Source organism: candidate division KSB1 bacterium (assembly GCA_024655945.1).
In the GTDB taxonomy this organism is placed as follows: domain Bacteria; phylum Zhuqueibacterota; class Zhuqueibacteria; order JANLFK01; family Oleimicrobiaceae; genus Oleimicrobium.
Genome location: JANLFK010000005.1, coordinates 163,456 through 177,538, shown reverse-complemented (window position 1 = coordinate 177,538; position 14,083 = coordinate 163,456). Strand labels below are relative to the sequence as shown.

11 protein-coding genes are annotated in these 14,083 nt (G+C 63.4%); 9 read left to right on the top strand and 2 right to left on the bottom strand.

The features are described 5' to 3' along the window. Positions 1 to 65 precede the first annotated feature (65 nt). Together NUW13_08580 and smc are read right to left on the bottom strand one after the other, a co-directional pair. Positions 66 to 1,490, bottom strand: a complete 1,425-nt coding sequence (locus NUW13_08580) for a GWxTD domain-containing protein (protein ID MCR4439082.1) — start codon at positions 1,488 to 1,490, stop codon at positions 66 to 68. Positions 1,491 to 1,503: 13 nt separating this feature from the next. Then, entirely contained in the window at positions 1,504 to 5,082 is a 3,579-nt protein-coding gene (smc, locus tag NUW13_08575) for a chromosome segregation protein SMC (GenBank protein ID MCR4439081.1), read from the bottom strand. Between the two features lie 253 nt (positions 5,083 to 5,335). Here smc and NUW13_08570 point away from each other — a divergent pair, with 253 nt between their 5' ends. From NUW13_08570 to NUW13_08530, 9 genes are all read left to right on the top strand, one after another. Further along, positions 5,336 to 7,303, top strand: coding sequence for a protein kinase (locus NUW13_08570; protein MCR4439080.1), 1,968 nt, complete (start codon positions 5,336 to 5,338; stop codon positions 7,301 to 7,303). 13 nt (positions 7,304 to 7,316) lie between these two features. Next, positions 7,317 to 7,997, top strand: a complete 681-nt coding sequence (locus NUW13_08565) for a PEGA domain-containing protein (GenBank protein MCR4439079.1) — start codon at positions 7,317 to 7,319, stop codon at positions 7,995 to 7,997. Then, positions 7,994 to 8,683 (top strand): ribonuclease HII, encoded by a 690-nt coding sequence (locus tag NUW13_08560; GenBank protein MCR4439078.1) that lies wholly within the window; start codon positions 7,994 to 7,996, stop codon positions 8,681 to 8,683. Before NUW13_08565 ends, NUW13_08560 begins: the two co-directional genes overlap by 4 nt. After that, on the top strand, positions 8,676 to 9,056 hold the full coding sequence (locus NUW13_08555; protein ID MCR4439077.1) for a YraN family protein: 381 nt from the start codon (positions 8,676 to 8,678) through the stop codon (positions 9,054 to 9,056). Before NUW13_08560 ends, NUW13_08555 begins: the two co-directional genes overlap by 8 nt. A 22-nt stretch (positions 9,057 to 9,078) precedes the next feature. Next, positions 9,079 to 9,393 carry a hypothetical protein gene (locus NUW13_08550; GenBank protein ID MCR4439076.1) on the top strand — a complete coding sequence of 105 codons (315 nt, stop codon included), beginning with the start codon at positions 9,079 to 9,081 and terminating at the stop codon, positions 9,391 to 9,393. A gap of 79 nt (positions 9,394 to 9,472) precedes the next feature. After that, positions 9,473 to 11,134, top strand: a complete 1,662-nt coding sequence (locus tag NUW13_08545) for a M14 family metallopeptidase (protein ID MCR4439075.1) — start codon at positions 9,473 to 9,475, stop codon at positions 11,132 to 11,134. A gap of 16 nt (positions 11,135 to 11,150) precedes the next feature. Continuing rightward, positions 11,151 to 11,561, top strand: coding sequence for an amino acid-binding protein (locus tag NUW13_08540; protein ID MCR4439074.1), 411 nt, complete (start codon positions 11,151 to 11,153; stop codon positions 11,559 to 11,561). Positions 11,562 to 11,634: 73 nt separating this feature from the next. Beyond that, positions 11,635 to 13,218: a glycosyltransferase gene (locus NUW13_08535; GenBank protein ID MCR4439073.1), complete on the top strand. Its 1,584-nt coding sequence runs from the start codon at positions 11,635 to 11,637 to the stop codon at positions 13,216 to 13,218. Beyond that, on the top strand, positions 13,215 to 14,078 hold the full coding sequence (locus NUW13_08530; protein ID MCR4439072.1) for a polysaccharide deacetylase family protein: 864 nt from the start codon (positions 13,215 to 13,217) through the stop codon (positions 14,076 to 14,078). Before NUW13_08535 ends, NUW13_08530 begins: the two co-directional genes overlap by 4 nt. The last annotated feature ends 5 nt before the right edge of the window (positions 14,079 to 14,083 follow it).

The following is a 14,083-nucleotide window of genomic DNA, read 5'->3' as shown; positions in this document are numbered from 1 at the left end:
AAGCGCAGCGGGGCGCTTGACCTTGCGTTGTGCGATGAATCTGCGCAGCAAGGGATGGATCTGGGCTACCGGTTGGGGTCTATCCAGCGCTGCCAATCGGCGTCGAACAGCTCACCGCGCGCCGTAGAGTGCACAAGCTCAAAGTCGCCCATCTCCCGCTTATCCACGAAGATGAACATCACGCCGCCCTGCACGGAGTAGTAGTGCCAGATGTGGTACGCCTTGTTCTCGGCGCTGAAGGGGAAACGCTCGATCTCATCTGGCCGACCGTATTGCAGCAGGATGCGCCCGCGGTCGGTCTTCCATCCTTCGCGAAACCCCCTGAACACGGCATTGGCTTCTGCCACGCGCGCCAAGTAGTCCTGCTTGAACTCGTTTTCCGGCGTGCCGGGGGTTTGGTCCATGCGTGCCCAGAGCTCCCGCAGGAAATTGCGCTTGCCTGCCAGGTTCAGCTTCTTCCAGGTGGCGCGGTCCTCGGCGGTGTTGATGTAGCGCGTCACCTCAAACTCGTGGTCGAGCTCCTTTTCGCTCATCACGTTGTACCGCTCGGCATCCAGCCCTGGCGAGCCCTTACCTGTGGGTGTCTTCTGCTGCTGAGCCGCGAATGTTTCGCCCTCGCGGTAGACGAAGAACTTTTTCATCACCGAAGCCCGCTCGCCGGTAGTGGGGTCTTCGACCTCTAGGACGATGTAGTACGTGCCAGAAGGCAGGGTGATGATGTTGAGCCCGCCGACTTCCACTGCCGAGGTTCCGGGCTTTGTCTTCCTGCTGCTGGGGAAGGCCTTGACACGTTGCCCTTCGCCGTTGAGGATGAAGTAGTTAACCCGATAGGAGGCGGAATCGCCCGGGTGCCCGTAAGTCAGGTTGTAGACCTCGGCGTAAAAGTACAGGATGGGCAGCGTAGTGCCGTAGATGCCCGGAGGGTTGGGCAGAACCAAGTAGTTGCCCTTGGTGAACTGGCCATGCGTGGTATCGCGGGAGATCTGCGCGGCCAGTTGCAGGTCGCTCAGGCAGAGGCCGCTATCCGGGAAGGCGATAGCTTTGATGTCGAATATGGCACGGGCGGTGTCGCGCGAAGCGGTGTCCACGACCAGCAGGTCCACGCGGTAGTGGCCGCGAGGCACATTGAACTGGCCGACGGTGAACAGGCTGAAGGCTCCCCGCGTCTCTGCCAGACTGTCGGCAAAGTCGACGTTGCGCCATGCCCGGTGAGCGACCGTGTCGGCCCCGGAAAACAGCAGGGCATCCACCAGGAATTCCGCGCGCAGGCGTCCGTCTTCTGCACGCTGGTACATGAGGGTACTGCGGGGCAAGGAGATGTAGGTCTCCAGAAACGTGTGATCCTCTGGGCTGCGAAATCGGGCAAAGTCCACGGTGAATTGTAGAGGAGCGCGCACCGAATCGGCAACAGCCCCGCTGGCCTGGTTGGTGGAGAGGGGAAGCAGGGCGAGGGCCGCCAGAGCCAACGCCCGAATTGCTGATGAGTTCATGACTTGCTCCATGCTAACTTTCTGCCGCGGCCGCATTCCTCGCTTCAGGGGCAGTCTCCTGTTCCCCGAACCTCACCGATACCAACCGGGAAATGTGATCCTCGCTCATGGTGACTCCGTAAAGGTAATCGGCCGCCTTCATGGTGATTTTGTTGTGCGTCACGGTGATGAACTGCGTGTTGCTGGTAAACTTGCGCAGCGCCTGCACAAAGCGGTGCACGTTGACGTCATCCAGGGGGGCATCCACCTCGTCGAGAATGCAGAAGGGACTGGGCTTGACCAGGTAGATGGCAAAGAGGAGCGAGATGGCGGTGAGGGCCTTTTCGCCGCCGGAGAGCAACGAGAGCGACTCCATGCGCTTGCCCTTGGGGCTGGCGACAATCTTGATTTCGGCCTCCAAGGGGTCGTCCCCTTCTTCCAGGCGCACCTCGGCAGTGCCCCCGGCGAAGAACTCCGCAAAGACCTGCTTGAAATTCTGGTGGACCGTCTGGAAGACCTCCGCAAACTTTTCCCGTGCCGTCTGATTAATGCGGCGGATGGTCTCCTCCAGGTTGGCCCGCGCATCGAGCAGGTCTTTGCGCTGGCTGAGCAGGAGGTCAAGCCTTGCCTTCTCTTGCTCGTACTCGCGCAGGGCAAGGAGGTTCACCGGACCCAGCAGCTTGAGCTTCTGGCGCAGCGTGGAGATTTCCTGCTCCACGGTCGCCACGTCAAGGTCCTCGATGTCTTGAGCGGACAGTTCGACTTCGAACTCAACGCGGGCTCGTTCCTTGAGGTTGTTGATCTTGAGCTGCAGTTCGGTGACCTGGAGTTCCAGCTGATGGACAGCCTCGGCGAGGCGTTCCCGTTGGATGCGCACGTCGCGGCAGGCGCGTTCCTGCTCGTCGATCTGCTGCTTGTAGCTGCGGTAGCGTTCCTCGAGCTCCAGGACCTGGTGTTCCAGCTGGTCGCGCTTGGCAAAGCTCTCCTGGAGTTCGTGCTTCAGTTGGGTGATGCGCTCGCTGAGGGCGGCAGCTTGCTGTTTTGCCTGGCGAGCCTCGTCCGCGCGGGTGGCGATAGCCTGCTGGGTCTCGGCGATGTGCGCCTCGGTGCGAGAGAGCTCCGCCACCACCTCGTCCAGGTCGCGGCGCTGGCTGACCAGGGCGATGTGCAGCCGCTCCGCCTCAGTGGCCAGCTCAGACGCCGTAGACTCGACCTCGCGCAGTTGCTCACGCAGGTGTTCGGCCTGGGCAGTGAGGGCCTGGCCCTGGGTGCTGAGCTGAGCAAGCGCCGCTTGCTGACGGGCAAGTTCCTGTTCCACCTGGCGGCTTCTGGCGCGCAGCTGCTCTTCCTCGGTTGCGATGGTCCGCTGGCGCTCGCCCAGGTTCCGAGCGCGCTCTTCGAGCTGTCCCACCCGCAGCCGATAGGTCGCTATGTCGGCCTCGCGGGACTGGAGCGCGGCCCGGAGCTCGTCTTCCTGGCGGCTGAGGGTTGCCATCTCGGAGGCCTGGCGTTCGGCCTGCTGGCGCAGTCCTTCCATTTTGCTGGCCAGGGCATTCATGGCCGCCGTGGCCTGCTCCAGCTGTTGGCGGCGGCCGATGAGGCTGACCTCCTGGCGCACGACCTGTCCGCCACGAACGAGCCCGGCAGCAGTGAGGCGCTCGCCGCTCAGGGTCACCAAGTCGCAGCCATGTGCGGCGGCAGTGGTATGCAGGCGGCGGGCCACCTCCAGGTCCTTGACTACGGCGGTACTCCCCAGCAGAGCAGCGGCCAGGGGGCGATAGGCCGCATCGCAGGTCACCAGTTCGTCTGCCCAGGCGAGTATCTCCTCTGCCTGCCAAGACCTTTGCGCCGACGCACGCGGACGCATGTCCGCCAGGGGCACGAACCACGCCGGCCCCTGCTGCTGAGCGCGCAAAATTGCGACCCCGCGAAATGCCGCACTCTGATCAGCGACCACCACGAAGTTGAGGGCCTCGCCCAGGACCGCCTCGATGGCCGGGCGGTACTGCTCGTCCACTGCCAACATATCCGCCAAGGTGCCGAGGGTACGGAACGACTCGCTCGGCTGGCTGACGAGCAGGCGCACGCTCTCCGGTTGGTCCTCATAGCTCTGCAACAGGCGGCGAAGGATTTCAGCGCGATGGCGCGCCCGCTCCATTTCCCCCTGGGTGTCCAATTGCTGCATGCGCAGCTGCTCGTTCGCCTGACGAAGCGAGGCGAGCTGCTCCTGGAGGGCTTGCAAGGCAGTGCGCGTCTGTTGCGCAGCCCCCTCGAGGCGCGCTAACTCGTGGCTCTGCGTTGCGAGCTCTGCCCCTATCTCGGCCAGGGCCTGCTCGTTGCGCGCCCTTTCCTGAGCCAAGGCAGCGGCGCGCTCCTGGAAAGCCGATTTTTGGGCCGTCGCTCGTTCCGCGCGGGTGCGCAACTCGGCCAGTTGCCGCTCGTGGTCGCGCACCTTTAATTCTGCTGTCTGGTACTCCTGACGGAGCGTGGCCACCTGCGCCATCTGCTCCTGGTGGCGGGCGCGAGCCTGTTCATAGGCCTGCTGAGCTTCGGCCACAAGCTGTTCAACCCTGCTGCGATGCTGTTGCTGCTCTGCCAAGTGGGTCTGCAGCTTCTCCAGGCGCCTTTGCAGCTCGGCAGCGTCTCTTTGCAAGAGCTCAGCGCGGCTCTCCAGCGAATGCATCTGCTCCCGGCCGACCAGCACTTCTTCCTCATGGGCGCGCAGCGTGCTGACCGCCTGGTTGAAGTGCTGCTGCACCTGGCGTAGCTCTTGCTCCTGGGCAATGAGCTGGGTCTTGGCCTCCTCCAAGGCCGCTTCGAGTCGGCCAAGTTGGGCCGAAACGGCCTCGCGTTCTTGCCGCCGGGCGGTCAGTTCCTCCAGCAGGGGGGTCAGCTGCCGGCCATAGTCGGTGAAGCGCTTGGTGGCGAGCTTGATCTCTAATTCGCGCAGATTTTCGGCAATGCGCTCGTAGCGTTGCGCGCGGTGCACCTGCCGCTGTAGAGAGCGGACCGTCTTTTCCACCTCGGAGATGATGTCCTCGAGGCGCTGCAGGTCCTTCTCCGTGGCCTCCAACTTGCGATAGGTGGCCTTGCGCCGCTGCTTGTACTTGGTGATGCCGGCCGCCTCGTCAAAGACCCGGCGCCGCTCCTCCGCCTTGCCGTTGAGCAGAGATTCCACCATGCTCAGCTCGATGACCGAATAGGCGTCTGGCCCCATGCCGGTGTCCATGAACAGGTCATTGATGTCCTTCAAGCGGCAGACCGTGCCGTTGAGCAGGTATTGGCTTTCGCCGGAGCGGAAGAGTCGCCGGGTGACCACGACTTCGCTGTATTCGATGGGCAGGACGTTGCGCGTGTTCTGGATGGTGAGCGACACCTCGGCCATGCCCAGGGGCTTTGCCGCCTTGCTGCCAGCGAAGATAACGTTCTCCATCTTGTCGCTGCGCAGCACGCCGGCCTTCTGCTCACCGAGCACCCAACGGATGGCGTCGACAATGTTGCTCTTGCCCGCGCCGTTGGGTCCGACGATAGCGGTGATGCCCGGGTTGAAGACCAGCGTTGCCTTCTTGGCAAACGACTTGAAGCCTAAGATGTCTACCTGCGAAAGGTACATGCAGTGTTTCCTACTCAGAGTCCTATGGCAGTTGCGGCGCACAGAGTCCAGACCCACGCCCAGGACGGCGATTTTGCGGCGTGTTAATGTACGATGAAAACCAATACAAAATCAAGCGGTTTTTTGTCAGCGCGGCGCGGCCGGGCAGGTCGCTTCTTGCGGTCGTGCAGAAAAAACTGTTGATATTGGCATAGATTCTGATAAATTTGCTGCAAGGCCGAGGCCGAGCTGGAAAAGCAGAGACTTGCGATCGATGAGTTCCAAGCACAGCCAACCAAGAGGCACGCCGGGGGATTGGCGCACGGAGGCGCCGCCGGGCTACCGTATCCTGGACCGTGTGGAGGAAGAGCCCCTCTGGACGTTGGTCACGGCAAAGGACGGAGCCGGGCGGCCTGTTCTCCTCAAACTCTTCAGCCCGCTGGTGCGCAACCAGGAGGAGCTGCGTAGCGAGGTTATCGCTTCGCTGCAGCTGAGTGAGAGACTTGGCCACCCGCAGATCCTCCGTCCCAGTGCCATACTCGCGCAGGGGCAGTCACTGGTTGCCCTGTACCACTGCCGCGCTGGCGAGACGCTGCGGCAGCGGCTGCGCAAAGGCAAGGGGTTGGAGGTGGCTGAGGCCTGTCGCATAGTGTTGCAGGTGGCCCTGGCCATCCAGCAGCTGCACCAGGAAGGACATGTGCAGGGGCTGCTCACGCCCGCCAGCATCTGCGTGGACCAAGAAGGCAACCCCTTGCTGCACGAAGTTGCCTTGGCCCGCCTGGCTGCGCTCATTCAGGAGCGGGGGGCGCCAAACATCCGCTGCCGCTATGCACCCTACCTGTCACCGGAGCAGCTGGCCGAGAGCCCGCAAGCCACTTTCCTCAGCGACGTGCATGGGCTGGGTGTGCTCTTGTACGAGCTGCTGACGGGGCAAGCGCCGTTTACCGGGTCCTCGGTAGCCGAGATCGCCACCCAGCAGGCGGCAACGCCGGCGCCTTCGGCCAAAAGGCTGAACTGGAAAGTCCCGGAGAGCCTGGACGCTCTGGTGGGGCGTTGCCTGGCGAGCGAGCCCCAGCAACGCTTCCCCTCCTGTGCAGCCTTGATGGACGCCCTGGAAGCTGAGCTGCTCCGTCTTCCGGGGAGGAAAGTGCCTCGGGCAACAAAGCGCAAGGGCCAGGTGCAGTTCTACCCGGCCGAAGCTGAGGCGCCGTCGCCGCCGGCGAGAGCGGGTGGAAGAGGAAGGTTGTGGCGGCCAGCTCTGGTGGGCCTGGCCCTAGTAGGCCTTCTTGGCGCTGGGGGACTCTTGCTGCTGAACAGGAAGCACCCCAAGCCACATCCGCCAGTGACTGAGGTGGGGCAAAGGGAAGAGACGGCCGCGGTTACGTCAGGCCAAGCTGCAGAGGGTACGCCTGCTGGGAAAAGGGAGGAGCAAGAGGAGGTGTCGGTGCGCGCGGCTCCAGGGAGCGAGCCGCAGCCTGCGCCCGCCTGGTCTGGCTCCACCACGACGCCGGCCATGGCCCCGGCGGCGGCGCGACCACTTCCTGCGGCGGTGAGCGTAGAAGTGCATGTGGGCGGGTTGCCTGTGGCGGCGGAAGTGTCCGTGGACGGCACGGGCAGAGGCGTGGTCGACGAGCGTGGTGCCTTGATGCTCCAGGTCTCCCCGGAGGAGACGCACACCGTGCGCATCGCCAGGCCAGGGTTCACAGCATGGGACACTACCTTCGCGCTGCGCGCAGGCGAAAGCAGGTCAGTGCGGGTTGAACTCCGGCCGCAGCCAGGCGCGACCGTGGAGGTGACGCTGGCCAAAGTGGACTTTGCCGACTATGTGCGCATTGACGACGCTGGCGAGGCGCGTCAGCTGCCTGCTACGCTCCGCCTGCCGGTGGGTCGCCACGTCGTCGAGTACCTGGACCGGGAGGGGAATCGCATGTGGCGCGGAGAGCAGATCTTCGATCTCCAGGCCCCGCAGCAGTATCTGCCCAAAGCCCTCGTGGAGTTTGCCGAGTTAGCCGTGGTAGTGGAGAACGCTGCCGAGGTCGGGTACGGCTACGTGCTCATCGATGGGCAGGAGTGGAAGAGTGGGGGCACCAGCGCCACGCCCATGCGCACCTTGACCCCGGCCGGGCAGCATCGCATCAGGCTGGTGCGCGACGGGTTCCGCGCGGTGCCCCAGGACACGACCGTCAGCCTGCAGCCAGGTCAAGAGATGCGCGTGAGCTTCAGGCTTTACCCAGCACGATAGCCAGGGGGAGGGCATGCGGATCCGGAAGCTGATGCCGTGCGTCCTCCTGGTGGCACTTTGTGGGCCGGTAGGTGCGCAGGAACGGCCCCTTGCAGTGCAGAAGGGCATTGACCTCTTCTACGAAGCGCGTTTTGCAGAGGCAAGCGACGCGTTGCAGGAGGCCATCGCCAGCGGAAAGCTGGCCAGAGAGGCGCGTTTTGATGCCTATCTCTACTTGGCATTTGCCATCTTGCGCGGCGGCGGTCCTGCAGAGGCCGCGGACGTCGCCTTTGAGGCCTGCGTGCGCACTGATCCGGCGCGCACCCTGGATCCCTCCAAGATTCCGCCTGACCTGGTGGAGCGGTTCGACAGAGTGCGCACAAGCATGGTGGGCAGGCTCTACGTGGTGACCAATCCTCGTGAGGCCGGCGTTTTCGGTATCCAGGCGGAGACCGGACGGCAGATCGTGGGACGTACGCCGGTCCTTTTCGAGAACCTGCTGGCCGGCTCGTATCAGTTGCGCATCACCAAGGAGGGGTACGGCCAGGAGGTGTTGGTGATTGAAGTGGATCCTTCGGCAAGCGACACGCTCTACGTGGACCTGCGCGAAAGCAGCTCCAAGGCCTCAACCAGACGGTGGATCGTGGGAACCGCGGTTGCCGCCTCGCTTTTGGCGGTGGTGATCGTTGTGGCCCAGCGAGCGGCGGCGCCATGAACAGCAGGCACATCCGCCACGCCGCCAGGAGTGCTTCGGCCAAAGGGGTGGTCGGGGACGAAGAGCGGACGCGGGTCTGGCAGCTCTTGGCCCACGAGCGCCGTCTCTGGGCACAGGGTGTCTCAGCAGTGGCCGGAATTGACGAAGCCGGTCGAGGACCGTTAGCGGGCCCGGTGGTGGCGGCTGCCGTGGTGTTTGCCCCCGATGTTTTCATCGCCGGCATCGACGACTCGAAACGGCTTTCGCCTGGCAGGCGGGAGCGCCTGTACCGGGAGATCTTCCGCAACGTCAGTGGTCTGGGCATAGGCGTGGTGCAGCCGGCGGACATCGATCGCCTGAACATCCGCAACGCCACCCACTTGGCCATGTGCAAGGCGCTGTCCAGGCTTCCGGTGGTCTGCCAACACGTGCTGGTGGACGGCAACGAGGTGCCAGAAATCGAGCTGCCGCAAACGGCGCTGGTGGGTGGTGACCGCTCCTGCTTCTCCATAGCTGCGGCGAGCATTGTGGCAAAAGTGGTGCGGGACCGCATCATGATTGCCTACGACCGAATCTTGCCAGAGTACGGGTTCGCCGAGCACAAAGGGTATGGCACTGCCCAGCACTTAGCGGCCATAAAGGTGCACGGGCTGTGTCCCATCCATCGCCGCTCATTCAAGGTGAAGGGGTTACAGGTCGATGAATGAGACCCACCGGCGCAAAGCCGCCACGAAGGCGACGGGCAGCAGGGGCGAGGAGGTGGCTGTAGCCTATCTCGAGCGCAAGGGCTACGGCATTGTCGCTCGCAACTACCGCTGCGCGCACGGCGAGATTGACATCGTCGCCCGCGATGGCGCGACGCTGGTGTTCGTGGAGGTCAAGGCAGGACGTTCGGGTTCGTTCGGGCCGCCAGAGGGGTGGGTGGACAGCCGCAAGCAGGAGCACCTGGGCAAGGCAGCGGCCCTGTACATGGAGGAACACGCAATCGAAGACGTCGACTGCCGCTTTGACGTGATTGCTATTGTGTGGGAGCAGAATGGCGTGCGAGTCCACCACATCGAAGACGCCTTCTGGCTCTGAGAAGGCGGCAAGGCGCTCAGGTGTGTGGCGGGCCATCGTTGGCGTGGCGCAATGGGCCATCGTCCTGTACCTGCTCTGGCCGCTCCGTGGTCGCGTGCAAGGGATGGGCCACTTTGCGCGGGTGGCGCTGGGCATCTTTCTCTTCGTCGTGTTCTCCGGGAAGCTGCTCTACGACCAGGTGATAGCGCGCCGGCAAAGCGCGGACCCCCGGGAGCAGGCAGTGCATCTGGCAGGGATGGCCCTCGGCCTGGTGCTCATTGTCGGCGTGGTGGTGCTGCTCATCGGCATTTTGCTGGCCAACCTTTTGACCAGCAGTCTGCAGCCGCCCGAGCAATAGCGCAGAACGGTGCCCTGGCGGAACCCGCACGCTCGCTTGCCTAGCAGAAAGGAGAGATTCACGAAAAGGGAGGAGATGATTGACCAGTGACCGCTTGGCCGTGTTGGCCCTGGTGCTGGTGAATACGGCTGCCTCTGCCAGCCCACCGGCCGCCTCGTTTCCCCTGACACGGGCGGAGCGCTCTGGCTTCCGCGAGACATCGCGCTACCAGGAGGTGGCCGCCTTTCTCGACACGTTGCAGCAGCTCTCCGGCGACCTGCGCGTGGAGACGATGGCCGTCAGCGCTGAAGGACGACCTGTGCCGCTGGCAGTGTTAGGTCGGCCTGTGCCCTTGTCGCCAGCCCAGGCGAGGCTGCAGGACCTACCAGTGGTTCTCATCATCGCCAATCTTCACGCCGGTGAGGTGGAAGGCAAAGAGGCCACGCTGATGCTGATGCGCGACATGCTCCTTGGTGACTTGGCGGCACTCTTTGAGAATCAGGTGGTGCTCATCGCCCCCATCTACAATCCGGACGGTAACGAGCGCATCAGCCCAAGCAACCGGCGCGGCCAGCATGGGCCGGAGGGCGGCGTAGGCGTGCGCCACAACGGCCAGAACCTCGACCTGAACCGTGATTTCGTCAAGCTGGAGACTGCGGAAAATCAGGGTCTGGTGGCCAACGTCCTGCTGCGCTGGGACCCGGTGCTCATGGTGGACTGCCACACGACCAACGGCTCCCCACACCGGCATCCGGTCACCTACGCGGTGCCGCACAACCCAAACACGCACCCTGAGATCGTCCGCTATCTCCGCGAGGAGATGTTGCCGCAGGTGACCGGGCGGCTCAAGCAGGCGTATGGCTACGACTCCGTGCCGTACGGCAACTTTGTGGACATGGCGGCGCCAGAAAAAGGCTGGGCGAGCTTCGGCAGCGAGGCGCGCTACAGCACCAACTACATCGGCCTGCGCAACCGCTTTGCCATTCTCGACGAGAACTACGCCTACGCGGACTTTGCCACGCGTGTGCGTGCCTGCCGCGCCTTTTTGGAGTGCATCCTCTGGTACACGGCGCAGCGGGGTCGTCAGATGAGTGCCATTGTCCGTGCCGTGGACCGCGCCACCGTCGGACGCGGTGCTGCGGCTGATTCTACCTGGTGTTTGGCGCTGCGCTCAAAGGTGCAGGCGCTGCCCGAGCCCATGGAGGTGCTGAGCTACGAGTTCGCGATGGTCACCGACGAGGGGGGCAGGACGCGCCTCAGGCCTACCGAACGGCCGCGCACCTATCGCGTGCCCTACCTTGGCCGATACGTCCCCACCAGCGCGGTGCCGCTCCCTGCTGCCTATCTTTTCCCGAGCCAGTTGCAGGAGGTGGCAGCAAAGCTGGTGCAGCACGGCGTGGTGGTGGAAAGGTTGGCGCAGAGCTGCACGCTGGCGGTGCAAAGCTTCCATGTGGAAAAGGTGGAGGCGACGCAGCGCTCCTACCAGGGTCACTATCTGGTCACATTGGCCGGCTCGTGGGAGCGCGAGAACAAGGTCTTCGCGGCCGGCGACTTGCTTGTGGATACCGCCCAACCGCTGGCGCCTCTGCTTGCCTATCTGCTGGAGCCGGAGAGCGAGGATGGCTTGGCTACGTGGAACTTCTTTGACCGCCACCTCTATGCCAGCCAATGGAGCGATCGGCCAGCGGACTTTGCGGTGAGCAGAGCCCTGCAGCGACCAAGAGTAGCCCGGCGCGTCTGGCAACCTACTGCCGGCAGGTAGCGCCCAGCGGAGACAAATGAACCAACGAAGAGGTGAAACCATGGCAGAGATGGTCAAACAGCTTTCCGTGTTCGTGCAAAACAAAGTGGGAACCCTCCAGGAGCTGTGCACGCAACTGGGACGCGCGGGCGTCAACGTGCTGGGCACCCTGTTGGTCGACGAGCGCGACTGGGGAGTGGTCAGATTGGTGGTCGACGACGTGGCCAAGGCAAAGACTGCGCTGCAGAACACCGGCTACGTGTTTGGCGAAAGCGAGGTCCTGGCAGTGGAGCTCGACAACACGCCGGGAACTTTGGCGGATATGGCCAGTAGATTGGCCAAAGAGAACATCAGCGTGGAGTTCATCTATGGCTCAGGGGCTGGACCAAGAGCGCTGATGATTCTGTCCACTTCCAACAACAAGAAAGCAGGCAAACTGCTGCGTTGAATGGCAACGGAACGGGAAAGACTGGACTGGCCGAAAGCATCAACCACTGTTCGCAAAGGAGAGGAGTGCGCGGATGAAGAAGGTAAGCGTGATCATGCAGTATCGGGAGGGGCTGAGCTACAGCGATGCCGAGCTCAATGAAAGCATTCAGACGCTCGTCAGCCAGAACTATCCCTACTGGGAGCTGATTCTGGTCGACTACCGGGGGGCGAAGGCGGCGCGGCCGCCGCTGGTGGAGGACGAGCGTATCGTCCACCTACCGGGGACATTCAAGAACCGAGCCCAAGGCCTCAATGCCGCGCTTGCACGCGCCAGCGGTGACGCAGTGCTGCTGGTGGACAACGTCCGCGCACACGTCTCGTTTCGCACCAGCACCCTGGAACTCCTGCTCATGGCCGCGAGCAGGCACAAGGACACCGGCCTGGTGTACGCCGACTATCGCCTGATTGCCGCCGACGGCACCGAGCGCGAAATCCACCTGCTCGGCCACCACGAAGGGCGCCTGCGCGACAATCAGGACTACGGGCCGGTGTGGCTTTTGCCTCGAGCAGTGGTCAAGAAAGTGGGTGGGCTCAACGAGAAATACGCGGCGGCTGACCTCTATGACTTGCGACTGAAGATTGCAACGCGCTACCGCCTGGTCCATGTGGCTGCGGCGCGCAACGGCCACGCCTACGTGGTTAAGGCTCCTGCCGCCAAACACAACGTCTTCGACTACCTCCTCGCCAACAAGGAAGTGCAACTGGAGATGGAGCAGGCCCTCACCGAACACCTGAAGCGCATTGGTGCCTATCTGGCGCCAGGAGCCCACTACCAGAAGGTGACCTACACCCGCGCCGAAGAGCGACAGTTCTCCGACTGCATTGCCAGCGTGGTGATTCCGGTCTTTAACCGCAAGGAGTTCATCGGCACCGCCATCGAAAGCGTGCAGGCGCAGACCGTGCAAAACGTCGAGGTCATCGTCGTCGTCAACGGCGGCAAGGACGACCCCACCATCGAGGGGGTGAAACGGTACTTGCCGGGTGGCCAGAAGTACGACCCGAAGAAGCCCAAGGTCACCTTGCTGGTGGAGGACATCAATAACATCGGCTACTGTCTGAACAAGGGGCTGCAGGTGGCGCGCGGCAAGTACTACGTGCAATTGGATTCCGATGACCGCCTGAAGCCCAACGCGGTGGCCAAGATCTTGGAGGTGTTCAATTCCGACCGGTGCATTGGCATGGTCATCGGTTCCTACGAAGTCTGGCAGAAGGACGAGCACACGGGCGAGCTGTCGCGCATGGAGTCCATCCCGGTGGTGACCCATGACGAGTGGACGGAAAAGAACGGTCGGAACAACCTACTGCGCATCAACGGAGCCGGGGCGCCGCGCGCCGCGCATATCAAGGTGATCAGGGAACTCGGCGGCTTTGGCACCAACGACTCCCCCTATGCGCGCAATTACGGCGAGGACTATGACTTGGTGTTGCGCCTGTCGGAGCGTTACCGCATTGGGCGGGTGTGGGAGCCCATCTACGAGGTCGTGCGCCACGCCGGAGGGACCGACCACGCCATCGACCAGGCGACCATCGACCGCAACGATGAAGCCAAGGACTTTATGCGCCTGGAGGCGGTGCGGCGCCGCAAGGCCGTGAATCGCAAAGCCAAGGCGGCGTGAAGCAATTTCCGGCATTGACAGCCATGCGCGCCCCGATGAGTACCACCCACGGCGGCTGCTTGGCGTTGTGGGCGGTGCTGGTGGCATCCATGTGCATGGCTGGCCTCGGCTGCCGCGATGGCGGCCGGAGCGCCTCTCTCATTCAACATGACCCCCGGTGGCGCCACGACCACGCCGGCATCGTGCGCGGCGACACTTCTGCGCGCGCTCTCGCCCTCATCTTTACCGGAGGAGACTATGGCCAGGGGTGTGAGCACATCCTTTCCACCCTCGAGAGCCACGGCATCAAAGCCTCGTTCTTCCTCACCGGAGCATTCCTTTCCCACCCGGAGCACCGCGCCTGTGTCAGGCGCATGGTTGCGCAAGGGCACTACGTCGGGCCGCACTCGCACGCCCATCTGCTGTACTCCCCCTGGGAGGACAGGTCCAAGACTCTGGTAGGCAGAAGGCTCTTTCGCCAGGACCTCAAGAAGAACATGCGGGAGCTGCGCGCTCTAGGTGCCCTCCGGCACGACAAGGTGGTCTTCTTCATTCCGCCCTATGAGTGGTACAACCAAGATCACGTGCGCTGGGCCAATGAGATGGGCGTGGTGCTGTGCAACTTTACGCCGGGCAGCGGTTCGCAGCGTGACTGGATTCCGGAGGGGGAGAAAGGCTTTGTGCCCGGCACTGCGATTGTTCAGGAGATCCTTGTCCATGAGCAGCAGGACCGAAATGGCCTAAACGGCTTCCTCTTGCTCCTCCATCTCGGCGCGCAGCGCCAGGACAAGGTCTTCTTGCAGCTGGGACCGCTGGTGGAAGAGCTGCTGCGGCGCGGCTACCGGTTCGTCCGGATCGACGAGCTGCTGGCCCTGCCCTGAAGGGA

Bases quoted from the DNA above. Each gene is read 5' to 3' on its own strand.
- NUW13_08540 (MCR4439074.1), top strand. From the start codon at position 11,151: ATGAACCAACGAAGAGGTGAAACCATGGCAGAGATGGTCAAACAGCTT.
- NUW13_08535 (MCR4439073.1), top strand. From the start codon at position 11,635: ATGAAGAAGGTAAGCGTGATCATGCAGTATCGGGAGGGGCTGAGCTAC.
- NUW13_08580 (MCR4439082.1), bottom strand. From the start codon at position 1,490: ATGAACTCATCAGCAATTCGGGCGTTGGCTCTGGCGGCCCTCGCCCTG.
- NUW13_08570 (MCR4439080.1), top strand. From the start codon at position 5,336: ATGAGTTCCAAGCACAGCCAACCAAGAGGCACGCCGGGGGATTGGCGC.
- NUW13_08560 (MCR4439078.1), top strand. From the start codon at position 7,994: ATGAACAGCAGGCACATCCGCCACGCCGCCAGGAGTGCTTCGGCCAAA.
- NUW13_08555 (MCR4439077.1), top strand. From the start codon at position 8,676: ATGAATGAGACCCACCGGCGCAAAGCCGCCACGAAGGCGACGGGCAGC.
- NUW13_08565 (MCR4439079.1), top strand. From the start codon at position 7,317: ATGCGGATCCGGAAGCTGATGCCGTGCGTCCTCCTGGTGGCACTTTGT.
- smc (MCR4439081.1), bottom strand. From the start codon at position 5,082: ATGTACCTTTCGCAGGTAGACATCTTAGGCTTCAAGTCGTTTGCCAAG.